Source organism: Enterobacter sichuanensis, assembly GCF_002939185.1.
Taxonomy (GTDB): domain Bacteria; phylum Pseudomonadota; class Gammaproteobacteria; order Enterobacterales; family Enterobacteriaceae; genus Enterobacter; species Enterobacter sichuanensis.
This window is the reverse complement of record NZ_POVL01000039.1, coordinates 1-23,649: the sequence shown is the minus strand read 5'-3', so window position 1 is coordinate 23,649 and position 23,649 is coordinate 1. Positions and strand designations below refer to the sequence as shown.

21 protein-coding genes are annotated in these 23,649 nt (G+C 56.1%); 16 read left to right on the top strand and 5 right to left on the bottom strand.

The window, feature by feature from the left end:
* The first annotated feature begins 207 nt into the window (after nt 1-207).
* Entirely contained in the window at nt 208-2,469 is a 2,262-nt protein-coding gene (metE, locus tag C5687_RS16805) for a 5-methyltetrahydropteroyltriglutamate--homocysteine S-methyltransferase (RefSeq protein ID WP_104557412.1), read from the top strand.
* A gap of 43 nt (nt 2,470-2,512) precedes the next feature.
* Here metE and C5687_RS16800 read toward each other — a convergent pair whose 3' ends face one another.
* Both C5687_RS16800 and C5687_RS16795 read right to left on the bottom strand, forming a co-directional pair.
* Complete coding sequence (locus tag C5687_RS16800; RefSeq protein WP_104557411.1) at nt 2,513-3,976, bottom strand: glycoside hydrolase family 1 protein; 1,464 nt, start codon at nt 3,974-3,976, stop codon at nt 2,513-2,515.
* Between the two features lie 38 nt (nt 3,977-4,014).
* Complete coding sequence (locus tag C5687_RS16795; protein WP_025757528.1) at nt 4,015-4,821, bottom strand: dienelactone hydrolase family protein; 807 nt, start codon at nt 4,819-4,821, stop codon at nt 4,015-4,017.
* A 255-nt stretch (nt 4,822-5,076) separates the two neighbouring features.
* Here C5687_RS16795 and udp point away from each other — a divergent pair, with 255 nt between their 5' ends.
* The 9 genes from udp to tatD all read left to right on the top strand — a co-directional run bounded on the left by udp (nt 5,077) and on the right by tatD (nt 12,989).
* Complete coding sequence (gene udp / locus C5687_RS16790) at nt 5,077-5,838, top strand: uridine phosphorylase (protein WP_003860792.1); 762 nt, start codon at nt 5,077-5,079, stop codon at nt 5,836-5,838.
* 141 nt (nt 5,839-5,979) lie between these two features.
* A complete protein-coding gene (gene rmuC, locus C5687_RS16785) occupies nt 5,980-7,437 on the top strand; it encodes a DNA recombination protein RmuC (protein ID WP_025757526.1) in 1,458 nt (485 codons plus the stop codon).
* Nucleotides 7,438-7,503: 66 nt separating this feature from the next.
* Nucleotides 7,504-8,259, top strand: a complete 756-nt coding sequence (ubiE, locus tag C5687_RS16780; protein ID WP_025757525.1) for a bifunctional demethylmenaquinone methyltransferase/2-methoxy-6-polyprenyl-1,4-benzoquinol methylase UbiE — start codon at nt 7,504-7,506, stop codon at nt 8,257-8,259.
* A gap of 13 nt (nt 8,260-8,272) precedes the next feature.
* Nucleotides 8,273-8,878 (top strand): ubiquinone biosynthesis protein UbiJ, encoded by a 606-nt coding sequence (ubiJ, locus tag C5687_RS16775; protein WP_104557410.1) that lies wholly within the window; start codon nt 8,273-8,275, stop codon nt 8,876-8,878.
* Nucleotides 8,875-10,515 (top strand): ubiquinone biosynthesis regulatory protein kinase UbiB, encoded by a 1,641-nt coding sequence (gene ubiB, locus C5687_RS16770; protein ID WP_104557409.1) that lies wholly within the window; start codon nt 8,875-8,877, stop codon nt 10,513-10,515. The genes ubiJ and ubiB overlap by 4 nt, the downstream gene beginning before the upstream one ends.
* A gap of 76 nt (nt 10,516-10,591) precedes the next feature.
* The gene (tatA, locus tag C5687_RS16765) at nt 10,592-10,846 is read left to right on the top strand and encodes a Sec-independent protein translocase subunit TatA (protein WP_025757521.1); all 255 of its coding nucleotides are present in this window, start codon (nt 10,592-10,594) and stop codon (nt 10,844-10,846) included.
* Nucleotides 10,847-10,849: 3 nt separating this feature from the next.
* Complete coding sequence (gene tatB / locus C5687_RS16760) at nt 10,850-11,392, top strand: Sec-independent protein translocase protein TatB (RefSeq protein WP_045285588.1); 543 nt, start codon at nt 10,850-10,852, stop codon at nt 11,390-11,392.
* Between the two features lie 2 nt (nt 11,393-11,394).
* Complete coding sequence (gene tatC / locus C5687_RS16755; RefSeq protein WP_025757519.1) at nt 11,395-12,165, top strand: Sec-independent protein translocase subunit TatC; 771 nt, start codon at nt 11,395-11,397, stop codon at nt 12,163-12,165.
* A gap of 41 nt (nt 12,166-12,206) precedes the next feature.
* Nucleotides 12,207-12,989: a 3'-5' ssDNA/RNA exonuclease TatD gene (tatD, locus tag C5687_RS16750; protein ID WP_047959678.1), complete on the top strand. Its 783-nt coding sequence runs from the start codon at nt 12,207-12,209 to the stop codon at nt 12,987-12,989.
* Here the strand turns inward: tatD and rfaH are convergent.
* Complete coding sequence (rfaH, locus tag C5687_RS16745) at nt 12,986-13,477, bottom strand: transcription/translation regulatory transformer protein RfaH (protein WP_020882871.1); 492 nt, start codon at nt 13,475-13,477, stop codon at nt 12,986-12,988. The genes tatD and rfaH overlap by 4 nt on opposite strands.
* 173 nt (nt 13,478-13,650) lie before the next feature.
* Between rfaH and ubiD the strand changes: the two genes are divergently transcribed.
* Complete coding sequence (gene ubiD / locus C5687_RS16740) at nt 13,651-15,141, top strand: 4-hydroxy-3-polyprenylbenzoate decarboxylase (RefSeq protein ID WP_162185039.1); 1,491 nt, start codon at nt 13,651-13,653, stop codon at nt 15,139-15,141.
* Between the two features lie 42 nt (nt 15,142-15,183).
* Nucleotides 15,184-15,885 (top strand): NAD(P)H-flavin reductase, encoded by a 702-nt coding sequence (gene fre, locus C5687_RS16735; protein ID WP_045285590.1) that lies wholly within the window; start codon nt 15,184-15,186, stop codon nt 15,883-15,885.
* Between the two features lie 161 nt (nt 15,886-16,046).
* On the opposite strand, the gene fadA is transcribed toward fre, so the two are convergent.
* Both fadA and fadB read right to left on the bottom strand, forming a co-directional pair.
* Nucleotides 16,047-17,210 (bottom strand): acetyl-CoA C-acyltransferase FadA, encoded by a 1,164-nt coding sequence (gene fadA, locus C5687_RS16730; RefSeq protein ID WP_104557408.1) that lies wholly within the window; start codon nt 17,208-17,210, stop codon nt 16,047-16,049.
* A 9-nt stretch (nt 17,211-17,219) separates the two neighbouring features.
* A complete protein-coding gene (fadB, locus tag C5687_RS16725; protein WP_104557407.1) occupies nt 17,220-19,409 on the bottom strand; it encodes a fatty acid oxidation complex subunit alpha FadB in 2,190 nt (729 codons plus the stop codon).
* A 190-nt stretch (nt 19,410-19,599) separates the two neighbouring features.
* On the opposite strand from fadB, the gene pepQ reads away from it, so the two are divergent.
* The 4 genes from pepQ to hemG are packed head-to-tail and all read left to right on the top strand — an operon-like array spanning nt 19,600 to nt 23,592.
* A complete protein-coding gene (gene pepQ, locus C5687_RS16715; RefSeq protein ID WP_104557406.1) occupies nt 19,600-20,931 on the top strand; it encodes a Xaa-Pro dipeptidase in 1,332 nt (443 codons plus the stop codon).
* Nucleotides 20,931-21,545, top strand: coding sequence for an IMPACT family protein (locus C5687_RS16710; RefSeq protein ID WP_059385437.1), 615 nt, complete (start codon nt 20,931-20,933; stop codon nt 21,543-21,545). Before pepQ ends, C5687_RS16710 begins: the two co-directional genes overlap by 1 nt.
* A gap of 39 nt (nt 21,546-21,584) precedes the next feature.
* Nucleotides 21,585-23,036: a Trk system potassium transporter TrkH gene (gene trkH, locus C5687_RS16705; RefSeq protein WP_023309600.1), complete on the top strand. Its 1,452-nt coding sequence runs from the start codon at nt 21,585-21,587 to the stop codon at nt 23,034-23,036.
* Between the two features lie 10 nt (nt 23,037-23,046).
* Complete coding sequence (gene hemG / locus C5687_RS16700) at nt 23,047-23,592, top strand: menaquinone-dependent protoporphyrinogen IX dehydrogenase (RefSeq protein ID WP_059385436.1); 546 nt, start codon at nt 23,047-23,049, stop codon at nt 23,590-23,592.
* The last annotated feature ends 57 nt before the right edge of the window (nt 23,593-23,649 follow it).

Sequence of the window (23,649 nt, the reverse complement as noted above, 5' to 3'; positions counted from 1 at the left end):
TGCGCTTGAGGAATATACAGTAACCGCCAATTATAGAAGTGTAAACATCTGGACGTCTAAAATCCTTCGTCTTTTAAATTTATGGTGCGTTGGCTGCGTTTACTCACCCCGGTCACTTACTCATGTAAGCTCCCGGGGATGAGCAAACTTGCCGCCTTCCCTGAATTCAAAATCCAAAGGATTTACAATTAATTAGAGGAAGAACACATGACTATCCGCAATCACACTCTCGGTTTCCCTCGCGTTGGCCTGCGTCGCGAGCTGAAAAAAGCGCAAGAAAGCTACTGGGCGGGAAACGCCACCCGTGAAGAGCTGCTGGCAGTGGGACGCGAGCTGCGCGCCCGTCACTGGGATCAGCAAAAACAGGCGGGCATTGACCTGCTGCCGGTGGGCGATTTCGCCTGGTACGACCATGTTCTGACGACCAGCCTGCTGCTTGGCAACGTGCCGGCTCGTCATCAGAACAGCGATGGATCGGTAGATATCGATACCCTGTTCCGCATCGGCCGTGGCCGTGCGCCAACGGGTGAGCCAGCGGCAGCGGCGGAAATGACCAAGTGGTTTAACACCAACTATCACTATATGGTGCCGGAGTTCGTAAAAGGTCAGCAGTTCAAACTGACCTGGACGCAGCTTCTTGATGAAGTGGACGAAGCGCTGGCGTTGGGTCACCAGGTGAAGCCCGTATTGCTGGGGCCGGTAACCTACCTGTGGCTGGGTAAAGTGAAAGGGGAGCAGTTCGATCGTCTGAGCCTGCTCAACGATATTCTGCCGGTCTACAAACAGGTCCTGATTGAGCTGGGCAAGCGCGGCATTCAGTGGGTGCAGATCGACGAACCTGCGCTGGTGCTGGAGCTGCCGCAGGCATGGCTCTCTGCCTTCAAACCGGCATATGACGCGCTTGCGGGGCAGGTGAAGCTCCTGCTGACCACCTATTTCGAAGGCGTGACGCCAAACCTGAAGACGATTACCGCGCTGCCGGTGCAGGGTCTGCACGTCGACCTCGTACACGGTAACGATGATGTGGCAGAGCTGCACAAACGGCTGCCAGCGGACTGGCTACTCTCTGCCGGCCTCGTGAACGGGCGTAACGTCTGGCGCGCCGATCTGACGGAGAAATATGCGCAGATTAAAGACATCGCAGACAAACGTGAACTGTGGATCGCCTCTTCCTGCTCCCTGCTGCACAGCCCGATTGATCTCAGCGTAGAAACCCGTCTGGATGCGGAAGTGAAGAGCTGGTTCGCCTTTGCCCTGCAAAAGTGTGAGGAGCTGGCCCTGCTGCGTGATGCCCTGAACAGCGGTGACACGACGGCGATTAGCGAATGGAGCGCACCCATCCAGGCGCGCCGTCACTCGGCCCGCGTGCATAATCCGGCGGTGGAGAAACGTCTGGCGGCCATCACCGCCCAGGACAGCCAGCGTCAGAGCCCGTATGAGGTGCGTGCCGAAGCGCAGCGCGCGCGCTTCAACCTGCCTGCGTGGCCGACCACCACGATTGGTTCTTTCCCGCAGACCACCGAGATCCGCGGCCTGCGCCTGGACTTCAAAAAAGGCAACCTGGACGCGAATCACTACCGTACCGGTATCGCCGAACACATCAAACAGGCGATTGTGGAGCAGGAGCGCTTAGGTCTGGACGTGCTGGTGCACGGAGAGGCCGAGCGTAACGACATGGTGGAATACTTCGGTGAGCATCTGGACGGTTTCGTGTTCACCCAGAATGGCTGGGTGCAGAGCTACGGCTCCCGCTGCGTGAAGCCGCCGGTGGTCATCGGTGATATCAGCCGCCCGGAACCCATCACCGTGGAGTGGGCGAAATACGCCCAGTCCCTGACCGACAAGCCCGTGAAAGGAATGTTGACCGGCCCGGTGACCATTCTTTGCTGGTCCTTCCCGCGTGAAGATGTGTCCCGTGAAACCATCGCGAAGCAAATCGCGCTGGCGCTGCGTGATGAAGTGGCGGATCTCGAAGCCGCAGGCATTGGCATCATCCAGATTGACGAACCGGCCCTGCGTGAAGGTCTGCCGCTGCGCCGCAGCGACTGGGAGGCCTACCTGAAGTGGGGCGTGGAGGCGTTTCGCATCAACGCCGCGGTGGCGAAGGACGACACCCAGATCCACACCCACATGTGTTACTGCGAATTTAACGACATCATGGATTCGATCGCCGCGCTGGACGCTGACGTGATCACCATCGAGACCTCGCGTTCAGATATGGAACTGCTGGAGTCGTTTGAAGAGTTCGACTACCCGAACGAAATCGGACCGGGCGTGTACGACATCCACTCCCCGAACGTGCCGAGCGTGGAGTGGATCGAAGCCCTGCTGAAGAAAGCCGCCCAGCGCATTCCGGCTGAGCGCCTGTGGGTAAACCCGGACTGCGGCCTGAAAACCCGCGGCTGGCCGGAAACCCGCGCGGCGCTGGCGAATATGGTGAAGGCGGCACAGAATTTGCGTCAGGCGTAGCCACGACGCGCGATGGCCGGGCGTCTGCCCGGCCTGCGCATACTTAGCTCAGGTCTGCGCCGTTACTGGCAATCACTTTTTGGTACCACCAGAAGGAGTCTTTTTTCAGCCGTTTTAACGTGCCGTTGCCTTCGTCGTCCTGATCGACATAGATAAAGCCATAGCGCTTGGACATCTGCGAGGTGCCTGCGCTAATAATGTCGATACACCCCCATGTGGTGAACCCCATTACCTCCACGCCTTCATTAATCGCCGCCAGCGTTTGTTCAAAGTGGGCGCGGAAATAGTCGATGCGGTAGCTATCATGGATCTTGCCGTTTTCGACCACATCCTTCGCACCCAAACCGTTTTCAACGATAAACAGCGGTTTTCGGTAACGGTCATACAGCTCCAGCAGCGAGATTTTCAACCCAAGCGGATCAATCTGCCAGCCCCATTCCGACGCAGGCAGATAAGGGTTTTTCACACCGAGCACGGTATTGCCGGGAATGCGTTCAGCGTCTGGCTGAGTGGATTCGGTCATCGACATATAGTAACTAAAGGAGACGAAATTGACGGTATGCTCCTTTAAAATACGCCGATCGTCAGGGTGCATTTCAATATGGATATTTTGTCTTTCCAGATCGCGCAGGATCAGCGGCGGGTAGTCGCCAAATACCTGCACGTCGGCATAAAAATAATTCTCCAGGTTTTTCTTCAGCGTAGCTTCAACGTCTTCCGGGCGGCAGCTGTGCGGATAAGTGGTCAGTTTTGTCAGCATGCAACCGACCTGGCTGCCGGGAATTTTGGCGTGGCAGTCGCGCGTCACCAGTGCTGAGGCGACAAACTGATGATGTAGCCCCTGGTAAATATCCTGCTTTGCCTGACCCGGTGCACTCTTCTCTTCGCGAATACCCGCCGTGGTAAACGGATGACGGTGAATACTGTCTATTTCGTTAAAGGTCAGCCAGTAACGCACCAGATCTTTATAGCGGTCGAAACAAACATTGCTGAAGCGGACAAAGGCATCCACCACGTTGCGATGTACCCAGCCGTTATATTTTTCGCTCAGCGCCAGCGGCATTTCATAGTGGGAGAGGGTGACCAGCGGCTCGATGTGATGACGACGCAGCTCGCGGAACATCTCTTCATAAAACTGCAGCCCGGCCTCGTTGGGCTTAGCGTCCTCTCCGGTCGGGAAAATGCGCGACCAGGCAATGGAGACGCGCAGCACCTTAAAACCCATCTCAGCAAACAGGGCGATGTCGTCTTTATAGTGGTGATAAAAATCGATGCCGCGGCGCTTCGGGTAGCGCGCGTCATGGTTGCCTTCAAACGCATCACGAATGTTCTCGTCCGTCAGGGCCATATGACCCCTGTAATCTTTTACGGACAGGTTGGGTTTCCAGGCGACGGCGTCTGCCACGGACGGCCCTTTGCCGTCCACGTTCCATGCCCCTTCAGCCTGGTTGGCGGCAATGGCGCCGCCCCAGAGAAAACCGCGTGGAAACGAGAGGGATTGCTCCATAACACGCACTCCTTATGCGTCATGACAATGGGAAAGGCTTAGCCTTTTTTACCACCGTACTGACGGAACCATGTAAGCATCCGCTGCCATCCATCCTTAGCCGATTCCGCGTGATAGCTCGGGCGATAATCAGCGTTAAAGGCATGTCCGGCATCCGGATAGACCACAATCTCGGCCTTCGCATTGGCCGCACGGAGCGCATGGCGCATGGTCTCTACCGAATCAAGGGAGATACCGGTGTCCTGACCGCCATACAGTCCTAATACGGGGGCATTCAGCTCCGTGGCGATATCCACGGGATGTTTCGGTGAATTCAGCGTTTTTTCGCCCACCAGTTTGCCGTACCAGGCGACTGCGGCTTTCAGCTGAGGGTTATGCGCGGCATATAGCCAACTGATGCGTCCACCCCAGCAGAAACCGGTGACCAGCAGCCGGTGCGGATCGCCCCCGTTGCGCGCCGCCCAGCTGGCAACGTGGTCGAGATCGGCCATGACCTGCGCGTCCGGGACTTTGCTCACCAGATTGCTGAGCAATGTAGGGATGTCGCTGTAGTCGTCGGGATCGCCCTGCCGGAAGTAGAGTTCAGGCGCAACGGCCAGGTAACCCTCCAGCGCCAGTCGGCGGCAGAGGTCGCGAATATGTTCATGAACGCCGAAAATTTCCTGAACCACGATCACGATGGGTAGCGGGCCATCTGCTGATTTTGGTCGCGCGTGGTAAGCAGGCATATTCTCTCCCTGCGAGGGAATAGAGGTCTCACCCGCCGTGATGGCCTCTTCAGACGTAGAGACGATGGTTGAGGCATGCGGGGCCGCAGCAGGTGCAAAACCGGTTTTTTCAGTCATGGCATTCTCCGTACCAATGAGTTAGCGCAAAGGTAAATATAGACACCAGGTTAACAACTCACAGTGCCTTAAACGGTCTATCTTTTGTGCAGCGGCCAACGATATAACTTGTTAATGTGATGTAAATCACTATTTTATGGAAATTAACTGCAATCATTTTCAGTCATGGTGAGTTGTGTCACGAAATTATGCGTATTGCTTCTGTAAAGTACCGTTTTACTTCTTCTGACTAACCGACCCACAGAGGAGTCACCTATGTCTAAGTCTGATGTTTTTCATCTCGGCCTCACCAAAAACGATTTACAAGGGGCTACGCTCGCGATCGTCCCGGGCGATCCTGAGCGTGTGGAAAAGATCGCCGCGCTGATGGATAAGCCGGTTAAGCTGGCAGCCCATCGTGAATTCACCACCTGGCGTGCAGAGCTGGATGGTAAAGCCGTGATCGTCTGTTCTACCGGTATCGGTGGCCCGTCTACTTCTATTGCCGTTGAAGAGCTGGCGCAGCTGGGCATTCGTACTTTCCTGCGTATCGGTACCACTGGCGCTATTCAGCCGCATATCAACGTCGGCGACGTGCTGGTCACGACAGCATCCGTGCGCCTGGACGGTGCAAGCCTGCACTTTGCGCCAATGGAGTTCCCGGCAGTGGCTGACTTCGAATGTACTACTGCGCTGGTTGAGGCCGCGAAATCTGTGGGGGCCACCACGCATGTGGGCGTAACCGCCTCTTCCGATACCTTCTACCCAGGCCAGGAGCGTTACGACACCTTCTCTGGCCGCGTGGTAAGCCGTTTCAAAGGCTCAATGGAAGAGTGGCAGTCCATGGGCGTGATGAACTACGAAATGGAATCCGCAACGCTGCTGACCATGTGCGCAAGCCAGGGTCTGCGTGCCGGTATGGTGGCGGGCGTTATCGTCAACCGTACCCAGCAGGAGATCCCGAACGCTGAAACCATGAAGCAGACCGAAAGCCATGCGGTGAAAATCGTGGTTGAAGCCGCGCGTCGCCTGATCTAATCCTCTCCCTTCGAAATCAAAGGCCGACACGTTCGGCCTTTGTTTTTTTGCGTAGCGCCTCGCAGGAAAACCCTTTCAAACTGGACGTTTATACAGCACAATCTTATTTTGTGCGGGTAATACGTTGATGCAGGGGGCATTGTGGATATCTCAGTCCTGATTTATGCGGTGATTGCGCTGGCGGGCGTGGCGATAGGCTGGCTTATTTCCAGCTATCAGCATGCGCAGCAGAAGGCCGATCAGCTGGCAGAGCGTGAAGAGATAGTCGCCGAATTAAGTGCGGCAAAGCAGCAGCTTGCGCTGAGTGACCACTGGCGAGAGGAGTGCGAGTTACTCAATAACGAGCTGCGCAACCTGCGTGATATCAACACCTCGCTGGAGGCCGATCTCCGCGAAGTGACCACCCGTCTGGAATCCACGCAACTGCATGCGGAAGACAAAATCCGACAGATGCTCAACAGCGAGCAGCGCCTCAGCGAACAGTTTGAGAACCTCGCTAACCGTATTTTCGAGCACAGCAACCGCCGCGTTGATGAACAGAACCGCCAGAGCCTGAATAGCCTGCTGACGCCCCTGCGCGAACAGCTGGACGGTTTTCGCCGCCAGGTGCAGGACAGCTTTGGTCAGGAGGCCCGCGAGCGGCACACGCTGGCGCATGAGATCCGCAATCTTCAGCAGCTGAATGCGCAAATGGCGCAGGAGGCGGTCAACCTCACCCGTGCGCTTAAAGGGGATAACAAAACCCAGGGCAACTGGGGAGAAGTGGTGCTGACCCGCGTCCTGGAAGCCTCGGGCCTGCGGGAAGGGTATGAATACGAAACGCAGGTGAGTATCGAAAACGATGCCCGCTCGCGCATGCAGCCGGATGTCATCGTAAGACTGCCGCAGGGTAAAGATGTGGTAATTGACGCCAAGATGACGCTGGTGGCGTATGAGCGTTACTTCAATGCGGAGGATGACTACACGCGCGAGTCTGCCCTGCAGGAGCACATTGCATCCGTGCGTAATCACATTCGCCTGCTAGGCAGAAAAGACTACCAGCAGCTGCCCGGCCTGCGCTCACTGGACTATGTCCTGATGTTTATCCCGGTAGAGCCCGCGTTTCTGCTGGCGCTCGACAGACAGCCGGAACTGATCACCGAAGCGCTCAAAAATAACATTATGCTGGTCAGCCCCACCACGCTGCTGGTGGCCTTACGCACCATTGCTAACCTGTGGCGGTATGAGCACCAGAGCCGCAATGCGCAGCAGATAGCCGATCGCGCCAGCAAGCTATACGACAAAATGCGCCTCTTCGTGGACGATATGTCTTCGGTCGGGCAGAGCCTGGACCGCGCGCAGGATAACTACCGCCAGGCGATGAAAAAACTCGCCTCCGGGCGAGGTAATCTGCTGGCGCAGGCCGAAGCCTTCCGCGGCCTTGGGGTGGAGGTGAAACGCGAGATTAATCCGGAATTGGTTGAACAGGCTACCGCGCAGGACGAAGAGTTTCGCCTGCGCGAAGGGGCGGATGAACAAAAGACACGCAGTGAAGACAACGCGTTAGCAGCGACGCACTCACCCGACGCGCAGCCAGCGCGTTTCTTCCGCGGTGGTTGAAACGTAGGGCAATCGCGCCCAATCTGTTACACTTCACGGACATTTTACTGATAAGCAGGCTCTGAGATGGTTGACGATTCACAAGACACAACGCACTTTGGCTTTCAGACTGTCGCCAAAGCGCAGAAAGCTGACATGGTGGCCCACGTATTTCATTCCGTGGCGGCGAAGTACGATGTGATGAATGACCTGATGTCGTTCGGCATTCATCGCTTGTGGAAGCGCTTCACCATTGACTGTAGCGGTGTGCGTCGTGGACAAACGGTGCTGGATCTCGCCGGCGGAACGGGCGATTTAACCGCAAAATTCTCCCGTCTGGTGGGCGAAACCGGGCGTGTTGTTCTGGCCGACATCAATGACTCTATGCTGAAAATGGGACGCGAGAAGCTGCGTAACATTGGCGTGGTGGGGAATGTGGAGTATGTGCAGGCGAACGCCGAAGCGCTGCCGTTCCCGGATAATACCTTTGACTGCATCACAATCTCCTTCGGTCTGCGTAACGTCACCGACAAAGAAAAAGCGCTGCGCTCCATGTACCGCGTGCTGAAGCCGGGTGGACGTCTGCTGGTGCTTGAGTTCTCCAAACCGGTTATCGAGCCCCTGAGCAAAGCTTACGACGCCTATTCCTTCCACGTTCTGCCGCGTATTGGTGAACTGGTCGCAAACGACGCCGAAAGCTACCGCTATCTGGCAGAATCCATTCGTATGCACCCGGATCAGGACACCTTAAAAGCCATGATGCAGGATGCAGCGTTTGAAAACGTTGAGTATTTCAACATGACGGCAGGTGTCGTCGCACTGCATCGCGGTTACAAGTTCTGAGTGGAGGTGTCCCGTGCCCTTTAAACCCTTAGTCACCGCAGGCATCGAGAACGTACTGAATGCCTTTCTCTATCGCGCGCCGGCGCTAAAAGCCGCACGCCAGCGGCTTAACGGGAAGGTATTACGCATTGTTTTAAAAGAGTTCTCGACGCCGCTTGTGCTGGTCTTCAGCGAACGCCAGCTTGACGTCCTGGGGGAGTGGGAAGGTGAAGCCGACTGTTCGGTCATTACGCACATGAGCGTGTTGCCTAAACTGCGCGACCGTCAGCAATTAACGGCGCTGATCCGCAGCGGTGAGCTGGAAGTGGAAGGCGACATTCAGGTTGTCCAGAGCTTCGTGGCGCTCACCGATCTGGCGGAGTTCGATCCGGCAGAGCTGCTCGCACCGTTTATTGGTGACATTGCCGCTGAAGGGATCGGTAAAGCCCTGCATGGCGGAACGGCATTCCTGCGTAAAAGCCTGCAACGACAGCAACGCTATGCGGCGGAAGTGCTGACGGAGGAGTGGCGAATGGCGCCCGGGCCACTGGAAGTGGCGTGGTTTGCGGAAGAGACCGCTGCTGTTGAACGTGCGGTTGATGCGTTAACCAAACGGCTGGAAAAACTGGAGGACAAATGACGCCTGGTGAAATTCGGCGCCTCTACTTCATCATTCGCACCTTTTTGAGCTACGGGCTCGACGAGCTTATCCCCAAAATGCGCATTACGCTGCCGCTGCGTATCTGGCGGCGGATGCTGTTCTGGATGCCCAATCGCCATAAAGGTCAGCCGCTGGGTGAGCGTCTGCGTCTGGCGCTGCAGGAGCTCGGCCCGGTATGGATTAAATTTGGTCAGATGCTATCGACCCGCCGCGATCTCTTCCCGCCGCTCATTGCTGATGAACTCGCGCTGCTGCAGGATCGCGTTGCGCCGTTTGACGGTGCGCGCGCGAAAAAGCAAATTGAAGAGGCGATGGGCAATATTCCTGTCGAGACCTGGTTTGACGATTTCGATATACATCCCCTGGCGTCAGCCTCTATCGCGCAGGTGCACACTGCGCGTCTGAAAGAAAACGGCAAAGAAGTGGTGATTAAGGTGATTCGCCCGGACATCCTGCCGATCATCAAAGCAGACATGAAGCTGATTTACCGTCTGGCGCGCTGGGTACCGCGTTTGCTTCCGGACGGGCGTCGTCTGCGTCCGATGGAGGTGGTACGGGAGTATGAAAAAACCCTGATTGATGAGCTTAACCTGCTGCGCGAATCAGCAAACGCCATTCAGCTGCGCCGCAACTTTGAAAACAGCCCGATGCTCTATGTACCCGAAGTCTACTCTGACTACTGCAGCCAGAATATGATGGTGATGGAGCGAATCTACGGGATCCCCGTTTCGGATGTGGTGGCCCTGGAGAAACAGGGAACGAACATGAAGCTGCTGGCCGAGCGTGGTGTGCAGGTCTTCTTTACCCAGGTATTCCGCGACAGCTTTTTCCACGCAGACATGCACCCGGGCAATATCTTCGTCAGCTACGAGCATCCTGAAGATCCGCAGTACATCGGCATTGACTGCGGGATTGTAGGCTCGCTGAACAAAGGAGATAAACGCTATCTGGCTGAAAACTTTATTGCCTTCTTTAATCGCGATTATCGTAAAGTGGCCGAACTGCACGTTGATTCCGGATGGGTTCCGCCGGACACCAACGTCGAAGAGTTTGAGTTTGCTATCCGTACCGTCTGCGAACCGATTTTTGAAAAACCGCTGGCGGAAATCTCTTTCGGCCACGTGCTGCTGAATCTGTTTAACACCGCTCGTCGCTTCAACATGGAAGTGCAGCCACAGCTTGTTTTACTTCAGAAAACATTACTTTACGTTGAAGGTGTAGGTCGACAGCTCTATCCTCAGTTAGACTTGTGGAAGACGGCGAAACCGTTCCTTGAATCCTGGATTAAAGATCAGGTCGGCATTCCGGCTCTGGTGCGGGCATTCAAAGAGAAAGCACCGTTCTGGGTTGAGAAGATGCCGGAGCTTCCGGAACTGGTCTATGACAGTTTGCGTCAGAGCAAGAACCTTCAGCTCAGCATGGATAAAATCGCCCACGAGCTTCAGTCAAACCGGGTTCGTCAGGGCCAGTCTCGCTATCTGTTTGGCGTAGGCGCAACCCTGCTGTTAAGCGGTACGTTGCTGTTAATCAACCGTCCGGACTGGCAGATGATGCCCGCCTGGCTGATGGCCGCCGGGATCGTGGTCTGGTTCGTTGGCTGGAGAAAGACGCGCTGAGCAGGCGTCGCTATCACCAGGCCGCATACGTATAATGCGGCCTGACTCCTTAATCATCTATCACTGAGGAATATGTATGGGTGGTATCAGTATCTGGCAATTGTTGATCATTGCCGTCATCGTCGTGCTGCTGTTTGGCACCAAAAAGCTCGGTTCCATTGGATCCGATCTGGGCGCGTCTATCAAAGGCTTCAAAAAAGCGATGAGCGATGATGAGAACAAGCAGGATAAATCCAGCCAGGACGCTGATTTTACTGCTAAGTCCATCTCCGACAAGCAGGATGATGCGAAAAAGGAAGACGCTAAACGCCACGATAAAGAGCAGGTGTAAGTCGTGTTCGACATTGGTTTTGGTGAGCTGCTGCTGGTCTTCGTGATTGGCCTGATTGTGTTGGGTCCACAGCGTTTACCCGTTGCAGTAAAAACGGTTGCGGGGTGGGTGCGTGCGCTTCGTTCGCTGGCGTCCACCGTACAGAACGAGCTGGCGCAGGAACTTAAGCTGCAGGAATTCCAGGAAAGCCTGAAAAAGGTCGAGAAGGCGAGCATGGATAACCTGACGCCGGAACTGAAAGCCTCAATGGATGAACTGCGCGAAGCGGCAGAGTCCATGAAGCGCTCGTACAGCGTCAACGACCCTGAAAAAGCGAGCGATGAAGCCAACACCATTCATAACCCGGTGGTGAAGGGCAGCGAGGCGCAGCGTGAGGGCGTCACGCCAGCCAGCGCTGAGCATCAGGTTGACGCCCCAGAACAGACGCCGCAGGAAGCCGAAGTGAAAAAACAGGCGCAATCAGTAGAGCCCGCGGTTAAAGCGGCTGAAGCGAAGCCCGTCGCACCTGTTTCCGAATCATCCCCCTCGTCGAGTGATAAAGCGTAAACATGGCAGTAGATGATACTCAACCGCTCATTACGCACCTCATTGAGCTGCGTAAGCGCCTGTTAAACTGCATTATTGCGGTTTTCGTGATTTTTTTATGCCTGGTCTATTTCGCCAATGATATCTACCAGGTTGTCTCTGCACCGTTGATCAAGCAGATGCCGCTGGGCGCAACGATGATTGCGACGGACGTGGCTTCTCCGTTCTTTACCCCCATCAAGCTCACCTTCTGGGTATCGTTGATCGCCTCTGCGCCAGTCATTCTGTATCAGGTCTGGGCGTTTGTGGCGCCGGCCTTGTATAAGCATGAACGCAAGCTGGTGATCCCGCTGCTGATCTCCAGTTCTCTGCTGTTCTATATCGGCATGGCGTTTGCCTATTTCGTCGTCTTCCCGCTGGCTTTCGGGTTCCTGACGCACACCGCGCCGGAAGGGGTTCAGGTGTCGACGGATATCGCCAGCTACCTCAGCTTTGTGATGGCGCTGTTTATGGCGTTTGGCGTGGCCTTCGAAGTACCGGTGGCCATCGTGCTGCTGTGCTGGGTTGGGGTCACGACGCCGGATGACCTGCGTAAGAAGCGTCCCTATATCCTGGTTGGCGCATTCGTGGTTGGCATGCTGCTGACTCCGCCGGATGTTTTCTCCCAGACCCTGCTGGCCATACCGATGTACTGTCTGTTTGAGGTCGGCGTCTTCTTCTCGCGTTTCTACGTGGGAAAAGGTCGTCGCGCGGATGACGAAGACGATACGTCGGACAAGACCACTGAAGAGTAAAACCAGCCGCCCGTCAGGGCGGTTGTTACATGGGGATTTGCATGTTTGATATCGGACTTAACCTGACCAGTTCGCAGTTTGCGAAAGATCGTGATGAGGTGGTTGCGCGCGCGTTTGCCGCCGGGGTGAACGGATTGCTGCTGACGGGCACCAACCTGCATGAAAGCGAGCAGGCGCAGCAGCTGGCGCAACGCTACGAGCGCTGCTGGTCTACTGCCGGGATGCATCCTCACGACAGTAGCCAGTGGACGCCGCAGAGCGCTGAAATCATTCACCGGCTGGCGAAAACGCCTGAGGTGGTGGCCATTGGAGAATGCGGACTCGATTTCAACCGTAACTTTTCCACTCCAGCCGAACAGGAAAAAGCCTTTACCGCCCAGCTTGCGCTGGCGGCCGAGCTTGAAATGCCGGTGTTTATGCACTGTCGCGACGCGCATGAGCGTTTCCTCGCTCTGCTGGATCCGTGGCTGGATAAACTGCCTGGCGCGGTGCTGCACTGTTTTACCGGTTCACGCCAGGAGGCGCTTGAGTGTCTGGATCGCGGGCTTTTTCTGGGCATTACCGGCTGGGTTTGCGATGAACGTCGCGGGCTGGCGCTTCGTGAGCTGTTACCGGCGATCCCGGTCGACCGGCTGCTTCTGGAAACCGATGCACCTTATTTGCTCCCGCGCGATATGCAACCCAAACCGGCTTCGCGGCGAAATGAGCCCGCTTACCTGGGACACATTGTTGAGCGTGTAGCGACGTGGCGCGGAGAGGATCCGGCCGAGCTTTCCGCGCAAACGGATGACAACGTGCGTACGCTGTTCGGGATACGTTTTTAAACTTTGCGGAAGTCGGTGTTTTTCACGCTCTGCAGCACCTGCTTGTTCAGCAGATTGAGCAACAGCATGGAGCGCGCTTCGCCGTCCGGCTCGGCAAAAATTGCCTGCAGGCCTTCAAAAGCCCCTTCCGTAATAACGACGCTGTCTCCCGCGTACGGAGTTTCCGGGTCGGTGATGCCTTCAGGTTGTTGATAAACCGAAAGCTGGTGAATGACCGTCGACGGAACCGTTGCCGGGTGAGCGCCAAAACGAACGAAGTGGCTGACGCCACGCGTGGCGCTGATGGTGGTGGTGTGGATCACCTCCGGGTCGAACTCAACGAACAGATAGTTCGGGAACAGAGGTTCACTGACGGTTGTGCGCTTCCCGCGCTGCATTTTTTCAAGCGTGATCACGGGCGTCAGGCAATTTACAGACTGACGTTCAAGATGTTCCTGCGCGCGCTGAAGTTGCCCGCGTTTGCAATACAGTAAATACCAGGCCTGCATAATCACTCTTTCCCTTAGTTCGGGGCGCAAGCATATCAAAACCCTGGCGGGATCGCTAAGCTGATTATAATGGGGGAAATGGGAACAGAACGCATAAGTTCACGCTTGTTTAACAAAATTACAGCATCACGCAGGCTAACGCCGTATAATGAAGCGCTTACAGAGAGGCCATGATTAACTGCATGAAATACCACGATCTCCGCGACTTCCTGACGCTGCTGGAAAAGCAGGGTGAACTCAAACGCATTACACTTCCTGTTGATCCGTATCTGGAGATGACAGAAATTGCTGACCGCACCCTGCGTGCCGGTGGCCCTGCATTACTGTTTGAAAATCCGAAGGGTTACTCAATGCCGGTGCTGTGCAACCTGTTTGGTACGCCGCGTCGTGTCGCACTGGGAATGGGGCAGGAGGACGTCACGGCGCTGCGTGAAGTGGGTAAGCTGCTGGCGTTTCTGAAAGAGCCGGAGCCACCAAAAGGTTTCCGCGACCTGTTCGACAAACTGCCGCAGTTTAAGCAGGTGCTGAACATGCCCACCAAACGCCTTCGCGGCGCGCCATGCCAGCAGAAAGTGCTGGAAGGTGATGCAGTTGATTTGACCAAAATCCCGATCATGCAGTGCTGGCCTGAAGACGCTGCGCCGCTCATCACCTGGGGGCTGACCGTCACGCGTGGGCCGCATAAAGAGCGGCAAAATCTGGGTATTTACCGCCAGCAGTTGATTGGCAAGAATAAGCTCATCATGCGCTGGCTGTCGCATCGCGGCGGCGCGCTGGATTTCCAGGAGTGGTGTGCTGCGCATCCGGGTGAACGTTTCCCGGTTTCTGTTGCGCTCGGCGCTGACCCGGCCACCATTCTGGGCGCGGTAACGCCGGTGCCGGATACGCTGTCTGAATATGCCTTCGCAGGCCTGCTGCGCGGGACCAAAACCGAAGTCGTGAAGTGTATTTCTAACGATCTTGAAGTCCCGGCCAGTGCGGAAATTGTGCTGGAAGGTTACATTGAGCAGGGTGAACTGGCACCGGAAGGTCCTTACGGCGACCACACTGGCTATTACAACGAAGTGGATAACTTCCCGGTGTTTACCGTGACGCACATAACCCAGCGTGAAGATGCGATTTACCACTCCACGTATACCGGACGTCCACCGGATGAACCTGCAGTGCTGGGCGTGGCGTTGAATGAAGTGTTTGTGCCGATCCTGCAAAAGCAGTTCCCGGAAATTGTTGATTTCTATCTGCCGCCTGAAGGATGCTCGTATCGCCTGGCAGTGGTCACGATGAAGAAGCAGTATCCTGGTCACGCTAAACGCGTGATGATGGGCGTATGGTCATTCCTGCGCCAGTTTATGTATACCAAATTTGTTATTGTCTGCGATGATGACGTTAACGCCCGCGACTGGAATGACGTAATCTGGGCCATTACCACGCGAATGGACCCGGCGCGCGATACGGTGTTAGTCGAAAACACGCCGATAGATTACCTGGATTTTGCCTCGCCGGTTTCCGGCCTTGGCTCAAAAATGGGACTGGATGCCACAAATAAATGGCCTGGCGAAACCGACCGTGAATGGGGTCGCCCGATCAAAAAAGATCCTGCTGTGACCGCGCGAATTGACGCGATCTGGGACGAACTGGCCATAATGAATAACGGTAAACCCTGAGCTGACCGTTAAGCCCTTTAGACTTCCCGACAGAGAGAGCGAATGACAACCTTAAGCTGTAAAGTGACCTCGGTAGATGCCATCACCGACACCGTATATCGCGTCCGTTTAGTGCCAGAAGCGCCATTCTCTTTCCGCGCGGGTCAGTACCTGATGGTCGTGATGGATGAACGTGATAAGCGTCCTTTCTCTATGGCCTCAACGCCAGCGGAGCAGGAATTTATTGAGCTTCATATCGGTGCGTCAGAGCTTAACCTGTATGCGATGGCCGTCATGGACCGCATTCTTAAAGAGCGTGAGATCGTGGTGGACATCCCACACGGTGACGCGTGGCTGCGTGATGACGAAGACCGTCCGCTGATCCTGATCGCCGGAGGGACAGGCTTCTCCTACGTACGTTCTATTCTGCTGACTGCCCTCGCGCGTAACCCGGACCGTGATATCACCATCTACTGGGGTGGCCGTGAAGAGAAACATCTCTACGACCTGTCTGAACTGGAAGCGCTGAGCGTCACCCATCCTAACCTGCGTGTTGAGCCGGTGGTTGAACAGCCGGAAGAGGGCTGGCGTGGGCGTAGCGGTACAGTGCTGACGGCAGTACTGCAGGATCACGGCACGCTGGCAGGGCATGATATCTACATCGCTGGCCGTTTTGAGATGGCGAAAATTGCCCGCGATCTGTTCTGTAATGAACGTGACGCGCGTGAAGACCGCCTGTTTGGCGATGCGTTTGCGTTTATCTAAATAAAAAACCCGCCCCTGACAGGCGGGAAGAACGGCAACTAAACTGTCTCTCTTCGCCAGTGACGTCACTGGCGGCGAGGTACCTCTCGTAGGCCGGGAAAGCACAGCGCCTCCCGGCAAAAGCCCGATGGCGCGATGCTTATCGGGCCTACGTTAAAGCCTTACACTCTCTCAAACACTGTCGCGATACCTTGACCCAGCCCGATACACATCGTTGCCAGACCAAACTGGGCATCTTTGCGTTCCATCAGGTTGATAAGCGTGGTGCTGATGCGCGCCCCGGAGCAGCCCAGCGGGTGACCGAGGGCGATCGCGCCGCCGTTGAGGTTGATCTTCTCGTCTATCTGCTCTATCAGCCCCAGATCTTTAATGCACGGCAGGATCTGCGCGGCGAAGGCTTCATTCATCTCAAACAGGTCGATATCGCTGGTGGTTAATCCTGCTTTTTTCAGCGCCAGCTTCGAGGCCGGAACCGGACCGTAACCCATAATCGAAGGATCGCAGCCCACGACTGCCATCGAGCGCACGCGGGCGCGAGGCGTTAGCCCCAGCTCGCGGGCGCGGCTTTCGCTCATCACCAGCATCGCGGCCGCGCCATCGGACAGCGCCGACGAGGTACCGGCTGTTACCGTACCGGTGACCGGATCAAACGCCGGGCGCAGCGTGGAAAGGGCTTCCACGGTGGTTTCCGGGCGGATCACCTCGTCGTAACTGAACTGCTTCAGAACGCCGTCAGCATCGTGGCCGCCGGTTGGGATGATCTCATTTTTGAATGCGCCGGACTGCGTTGCGGCCCATGCGCGAGCGTGAGAGCGCGCGGCAAAGGTATCCTGCATTTCACGGCTGATGCCGTGCAGGCGGGAGAGCATCTCAGCGGTGAGGCCCATCATCCCCGCGGCTTTCGCCACGTTACGGCTCATGCCCGGGTGGAAATCGACCCCGTGGCTCATCGGTACGTGACCCATATGTTCCACGCCGCCGACCAGGCAGGCCTGGGCATCGCCGGTCATGATCATACGTGCCGCATCGTGCAGCGCCTGCATGGACGAACCACACAGACGGTTAACGGTGACGGCCGGAACGGAATGCGGGATCTCCGCCAGCAGGGAGGCATTACGGGCGATGTTGAAGCCCTGCTCCAGGGTCTGCTGCACGCAGCCCCAGTAGATATCGTCGAGTGCAGCCGGATCCAGTGCCGGGTTACGCGCCAGCAGGCTACGCATCAGGTGCGCGGAGAGGTCTTCCGCACGCACGTTGCGGAATGCGCCGCCTTTTGAACGGCCCATCGGGGTGCGAATCGCATCAACAATGACAACCTTTTCCATTGTGACTCCTTAAGCCGTTTTCAGCTCGCCAACCGGACGGGCTGGCTCAACTGCTGGATAGTAGGGTTCGTTATGGCGCGCTTTGTTGCGCAGCCCTTCCGGCACCTCATACAGCGGGCCGAGGTGCTGATACTGCTGGGCCATATCGAGATAGCGGGCGCTGCCGAGCGTGTCCAGCCAGCGGAACGCGCCACCGTGGAACGGCGGGAAGCCCAGGCCGTATACCAGCGCCATATCGGCTTCTGCCGGGCTGGCGATGATGCCTTCTTCGAGGCAACGCACCACTTCGTTGATCATCGGAATCATCATCCGGGCGATGATCTCATCGTCGGTGAAGTCGCGTTTCGGCTGACTGACATCGGCCAGCAGGCTATCCACCGCCGCGTCTTCTTCTTTCTTCGGTTTGCCTTTGCTGTCTTCTTTATAGCGCCAGAAGCCCAGGCCGTTTTTCTGACCAAAGCGGTTGGCGTCGAACAGGGCGTCAATGGCGTCGCGATAATCTTTCTGCATGCGCTGCGGGAAGCCCGCCGCCATGACTGCCTGAGCGTGATGTGCCGTATCAATGCCGACCACATCCAGCAGATATGCCGGGCCCATCGGCCAGCCGAACTGTTTTTCCATTACTTTGTCTATCTTGCGGAAATCCGCGCCGTCGCGCAGCAGCTGGCTGAAACCGGCGAAGTAAGGGAACAGAACGCGGTTGACGAAGAAGCCCGGGCAGTCGTTAACAACGATCGGCGTTTTACCCATCTTGCTTGCCCACGCCACCACTTTGGCAATGGTGTCGTCAGAGGTTTTTTCCCCGCGGATCACCTCGACCAGCGGCATACGGTGTACCGGGTTGAAGAAGTGCATCCCGCAGAAGTTCTCCGGACGCTTCAGCACGCTCGCCAGCTCGCTAATTGGGATCGTTGAGGTGTTAGACGCCAGGACGGTATCCGGGCGAACCTTCTCTTCCGTTTCCGCCAGTACCGCTTTTTTCACTTTCGGGTTTTCTACGACCGCCTCAACTACCACGTCCACGCGGTCGAAACCGGTGTATTCCAGCGTTGGCTGGATAGTCGAGATCACACCGGAGAGCTTAAGTCCGTCAATTTTGCCGCGTTCCAGCTGTTTATTCAGCAGCTTGGCCGCTTCGCTCATCCCCAGCGTCAGGGATTTCTCACTGATGTCTTTCATCACCACCGGCACGCCTTTCCAGGCAGACTGGTAAGCGATACCGCCACCCATAATGCCAGCACCGAGTACGGCCGCATGTTTTGGCGTCTCAACGTTTTTGGTCAGCTGTTTGGCTTTACCCTTCACGAACTGATCGTTGAGGAAGATGCCAACCAGCGCGCGGGCTTCGTTGGTATGCGCCAGCGGGACAAAGCTTTGGTTTTCCAGCTTCAGGGCTTCATCGCGGCCAAGGCGGGCGGCGGCTTCAATGGTTTTCACCGCTGTGATCGGCGCCGGATAGTGTTTACCCGCGGTCTGCATCACCATGCCTTTGGCGATGGTGAAGCTCATCGTGGCTTCAATCTTGCTGAGTTTTAACGGCTCCAGCTTCGGCTGGCGTTTGGCTTTCCAGTCGAGATCGCCGTTAATTGCCTGACGCAGAATGGCGAGGGAACCTTCAATCAGTTTTTCTGGCTTCACGACACCGTCGACCAGGCCGATTTTCTGCGCCTGTTCTGCACCGACATCTTTACCTGCGGCAATGATCTCAAGCGCGCTGTCGGCACCCAGCATGCGCGGCATGCGCACGGAGCCGCCAAAGCCCGGCATGATACCCAGCTTCGTTTCCGGAAGGCCAATACGCAGGTCCGGCGTAGCCAGACGGTAATCAGTCGCTAACACGCATTCACAGCCACCGCCCAGCGCGTAGCCGTTGACGGCGGAGATCGTCGGAACAGGCAGATCTTCCAGACGATTAAAGACGCTATTGGCAAAATGCAGCCACTGGCTCAGCTGCTCTTCAGGCACCAGGAAGAGCGAGAGGAATTCGGTGATATCGGCGCCGACAATAAAGGCCGCTTTGTTCGAGCGCAGCAGCAGCCCTTTTAATTCAGATTGTTTTTCAAGAACATCCAGCGCCTGGCCAAGACTGGCCACCGTCGCGGTATCAAGCTTATTTACTGAGCCGGGGGCATCGAACACCAGTTCGGCAATGCCATCTTCCAGCCAGTTGAGGTACAGGGTGTCGCCTTTGTAAAGCATGTCAGTCTCCTGAATCCAGCAAGTGGATCTGGTCATACCAGATGAGTCGGAGTGTGGGATTTATGTTAATAAAATGCAAATTACTCATTAAGAAATTGCTGCATTGATCACGGTCGGCGGAAATCACGCAGCCGGAGAGAGGTGTGCTAAGATGCGATGACTTGAGGTCAAAAAAACGAAAGGAAGAATGATGGACTCACTGGCTTCGCTTTATAAAAATCATATCGTTACCCTACAGGAACGTACCCGCGATGTACTGGCCCGCTTTAAGCTGGATGCGCTGTTGATCCACTCCGGCGAGCTGATGAATACCTTTCTCGACGACCACGCTTACCCGTTTAAGGTGAACCCACAGTTTAAAGCCTGGGTGCCGGTGACTCAGGTTCCAAATTGCTGGCTGCTGGTGGATGGCGTGAACAAGCCGAAACTGTGGTTCTACCTGCCGGTCGATTACTGGCACAACGTGGAACCGCTGCCGACCAGCTTCTGGACAGAAGAAGTGGAGGTCATCGCCTTACCAAAAGCCGACGGCATTGGCAGCCAGCTGCCTGCCGCGCGCGGCAATATCGCCTATATTGGTCCGGTACCGGAACGTGCGCTGGGCCTGGACATTCCGGCCGACAAGCTCAACCCGAAAGGGGTGCTGGATTACCTGCACTATTATCGCTCGTATAAAACCGACTACGAACTTTACTGTATGCGTGAAGCGCAAAAAACGGCGGTGAATGGCCACCGTGCGGCGCACGAAGCGTTCCAGTCGGGCATGAGCGAGTTCGATATCAACCAGGCCTATCTGACCGCGACAGGCCACCGTGATACCGATGTGCCGTACAGCAATATCGTCGCGCTCAACGAGCATGCGTCTGTGCTTCACTACACCAAACTGGATCATCAGGTTCCATCGGAAATACGCAGCTTCCTGCTTGATGCGGGTGCCGAGTACAACGGTTATGCGGCGGACCTGACCCGAACCTGGGCGGCCAACGCGGACACCGATTTCGCACAGCTGATTAAAGACGTTAACGATGAACAGCTGGCGCTTATTGGCACCATGAAAGCGGGTACCCGCTATGTGGATTACCACATCCAGTTCCATCAGCGCATTGCGAAACTGCTGCGTAAGCATCAGATTGTGAAAGACATGAGCGAAGAGGCGATGGTCGAGAACGATCTGACCGGGCCATTCATGCCGCACGGTATTGGTCACCCGCTGGGTCTGCAGGTTCACGACGTTGCCGGCTTCATGCAGGACGATACCGGTACGCACCTGGCGGCACCGTCTAAATACCCTTACCTGCGCTGCACCCGCATTCTTGAGCCGCGTATGGTGTTGACCATCGAGCCGGGGATCTACTTTATCGAATCCCTGCTGGCACCGTGGCGTGAAGGCCAGTTCAGCAAACACTTCAACTGGGAAAAAATTGACGCGCTGAAGCCGTTTGGTGGTATTCGCATCGAAGATAACGTTGTGGTTCACGAAAATGGTATCGAGAACATGACGCGAGACCTGAAGCTGGCCTGATGGAAAGCTGGCTGATACCGGCTGAACCGGTCACCTTTGTTGAGGAAATCAAGAAAAGCCGCTTTATTACGCTGCTGGCGCATACCGACGGCGTGGACGCGGCAAAAGCGTTTGTCGAGTCCGTTCGGGTCGCACATCCTGACGCGCGTCACCACTGCGTGGCGTGGGTGGCAGGGCCGCCGGACGATTCACAGCAGCTGGGGTTTTCCGACGACGGTGAACCGGCGGGCACGGCCGGTAAACCCATGCTTTCGCAGCTGATGGGCAGCGGCGTGGGTGAAATTACCGCCGTGGTGGTGCGCTATTACGGCGGCATTTTGTTAGGTACCGGTGGGCTGGTTAAAGCCTATGGCGGGGGCGTGCAGCAGGCGCTTAATATGCTGGTCACTACCCGCAAAACGCCGCTCACCGAATATACTTTGTTATGCGATTACGCCCAGCTCTCGGGTATTGAAGCGCTGCTGAAGCAGTTCAATGGTGTCATCGCACACAGTGAATATCAGGCAATGGTGCAATTACGCGTGGCGCTTCCTCAGGCGGAACTGGCTGCTTTTTCAGCAAAACTGGCTGATTTTAGTCGTGGTTCGTTGCAATTGCTGCCGATTGAAGAATAATCCCCACCTCACTTTTGAATACCAAAGGAAGCGGCAGAGATGCATTTTCGTGCCATAACCCGAATCGTTGGACTGCTGGTCATACTCTTTTCCGGGACGATGATCCTCCCAGGACTGGTGGCGCTTATCTACCGGGACGGCGCAGGGCGGGCGTTTACTCAGACTTTCTTTGTCGCGCTGGCGATTGGCTCGCTGCTGTGGTGGCCAAACCGTCGTCAGAAAGGTGAGCTGAAATCTCGCGAAGGATTTCTGATTGTGGTTCTGTTCTGGACGGTGCTGGGAAGCGTCGGTTCGCTCCCCTTTATCTTCTCAGAACAGCCTAACCTGAGCATCACGGATGCCTTTTTTGAATCCTTCTCCGGCTTAACGACAACCGGGGCGACGACGCTGGTGGGGCTGGATTCACTCCCGCACGCTATTCTCTTTTATCGCCAGATGCTGCAGTGGTTCGGGGGGATGGGGATCATTGTCCTGGCCGTCGCCATTCTGCCTATTCTGGGCGTCGGTGGGATGCAGCTCTATCGCGCCGAAATGCCCGGGCCGCTGAAAGACAACAAAATGCGGCCTCGTATTGCCGAGACGGCGAAAACCTTGTGGCTGATTTATGTTCTGCTGACTGTCGCCTGTGCGCTGGCGCTATGGTTTGCCGGGATGCCTGCTTTCGATGCTATCGGACACAGTTTTGCGACGATTGCCATCGGCGGGTTCTCCACCCACGATGCCAGCGTGGGCTACTTCGACAGCCCAACGATCAATACTATCATTGCGATTTTCCTGCTGATCTCCGGTTGTAACTATGGCCTGCACTTCTCTTTACTGAGCGGGCGCAGCCTGAAGGTGTACTGGCGCGATCCTGAGTTTCGCATGTTCATTGGTGTCCAGCTTACGCTGGTCATCATCTGTACTCTGGTGCTCTGGTTCCATGATGTCTATAACTCGGCGTTGACGACCCTGAATCAGGCGTTCTTCCAGGTGGTATCGATGGCGACGACCGCCGGGTTTACCACGGACAGCATTGCGCGCTGGCCGCTGTTCCTGCCGGTACTTCTGCTGTGCTCCGCCTTTATTGGCGGCTGCGCGGGGTCGACGGGCGGGGGGCTGAAGGTGATTCGTATTCTGCTGCTGTTCAAGCAGGGCAACCGTGAGCTGAAACGTCTGGTCCACCCGAACGCGGTCTACAGCATCAAACTGGGGAACCGTGCGCTGCCGGAGCGTATCCTCGAAGCGGTGTGGGGGTTCTTCTCAGCATATGCTCTGGTCTTTATCGTCAGTATGCTGGCGATAATCGCGACGGGAGTGGATGATTTCTCCGCCTTTGCGTCCGTCGTCGCAACATTGAATAACCTGGGGCCCGGACTTGGGGTTGTGGCGGATAACTTTGCCAGCATGAACCCGGTCGCGAAATGGATCCTCATCGCCAATATGCTGTTTGGTCGTCTTGAGGTCTTTACGCTGCTGGTGCTGTTCACCCCTACCTTCTGGCGCGAGTAAGGAGCCGTTGATGAAAACACTGATTCTTTTCTCTACGCGAGACGGGCAAACGCGTGAGATTGCCGCGTATCTGGCGTCGGAATTAAAAGAGCTGGGTATATACTCGGATGTGGTGAACCTGAACCGTGCGGAGCAGATTGCCTGGCAGGATTACGACCGCGTGGTGATTGGCGCGTCAATTCGTTACGGGCATTTCCATCCGGCGCTGGATCGTTTTGTGAAAAAGCACACGGCGGTGCTCAACAAATTGCCCGGTGCGTTTTACTCGGTCAATCTGGTCGCGCGTAAAGCGGAAAAGCGTACGCCGCAGACCAACAGCTACACGCGCAAGTTTTTACTCAGCTCGCCGTGGCAGCCAGATCTGTGTGCCGTTTTTGCCGGCGCGCTGCGCTACCCTCGCTACCGCTGGTATGACCGCTTTATGATCCGCCTGATCATGAAAATGACGGGGGGCGAAACGGATACGCGTAAAGAAGTGGTTTATACCGACTGGTCGCAGGTGGCCAGTTTTGCACGGGAAATCGCGCATTTAACGGGCAATTCGCGACTTAAATAAGCGTTGAGTTTGAAAAGTGAGCGAACGAAAAGTTTTTTGTATTTAGTGCTTGTCACA

Excerpts from the sequence above, each read along its gene's own strand:
- C5687_RS16710 (WP_059385437.1), top strand. The coding sequence starts at position 20,931 with ATGGAAAGCTGGCTGATACCGGCTGAACCGGTCACCTTTGTTGAGGAA.
- tatD (WP_047959678.1), top strand. The coding sequence starts at position 12,207 with ATGTTTGATATCGGACTTAACCTGACCAGTTCGCAGTTTGCGAAAGAT.
- tatC (WP_025757519.1), top strand. The coding sequence starts at position 11,395 with ATGGCAGTAGATGATACTCAACCGCTCATTACGCACCTCATTGAGCTG.
- fre (WP_045285590.1), top strand. The coding sequence starts at position 15,184 with ATGACAACCTTAAGCTGTAAAGTGACCTCGGTAGATGCCATCACCGAC.
- ubiB (WP_104557409.1), top strand. The coding sequence starts at position 8,875 with ATGACGCCTGGTGAAATTCGGCGCCTCTACTTCATCATTCGCACCTTT.
- C5687_RS16795 (WP_025757528.1), bottom strand. The coding sequence starts at position 4,821 with ATGACTGAAAAAACCGGTTTTGCACCTGCTGCGGCCCCGCATGCCTCA.
- udp (WP_003860792.1), top strand. The coding sequence starts at position 5,077 with ATGTCTAAGTCTGATGTTTTTCATCTCGGCCTCACCAAAAACGATTTA.
- metE (WP_104557412.1), top strand. The coding sequence starts at position 208 with ATGACTATCCGCAATCACACTCTCGGTTTCCCTCGCGTTGGCCTGCGT.
- pepQ (WP_104557406.1), top strand. The coding sequence starts at position 19,600 with ATGGACTCACTGGCTTCGCTTTATAAAAATCATATCGTTACCCTACAG.
- fadB (WP_104557407.1), bottom strand. The coding sequence starts at position 19,409 with ATGCTTTACAAAGGCGACACCCTGTACCTCAACTGGCTGGAAGATGGC.
- ubiE (WP_025757525.1), top strand. The coding sequence starts at position 7,504 with ATGGTTGACGATTCACAAGACACAACGCACTTTGGCTTTCAGACTGTC.
- fadA (WP_104557408.1), bottom strand. The coding sequence starts at position 17,210 with ATGGAAAAGGTTGTCATTGTTGATGCGATTCGCACCCCGATGGGCCGT.
- C5687_RS16800 (WP_104557411.1), bottom strand. The coding sequence starts at position 3,976 with ATGGAGCAATCCCTCTCGTTTCCACGCGGTTTTCTCTGGGGCGGCGCC.
- tatA (WP_025757521.1), top strand. The coding sequence starts at position 10,592 with ATGGGTGGTATCAGTATCTGGCAATTGTTGATCATTGCCGTCATCGTC.
- rfaH (WP_020882871.1), bottom strand. The coding sequence starts at position 13,477 with ATGCAGGCCTGGTATTTACTGTATTGCAAACGCGGGCAACTTCAGCGC.
- hemG (WP_059385436.1), top strand. The coding sequence starts at position 23,047 with ATGAAAACACTGATTCTTTTCTCTACGCGAGACGGGCAAACGCGTGAG.
- trkH (WP_023309600.1), top strand. The coding sequence starts at position 21,585 with ATGCATTTTCGTGCCATAACCCGAATCGTTGGACTGCTGGTCATACTC.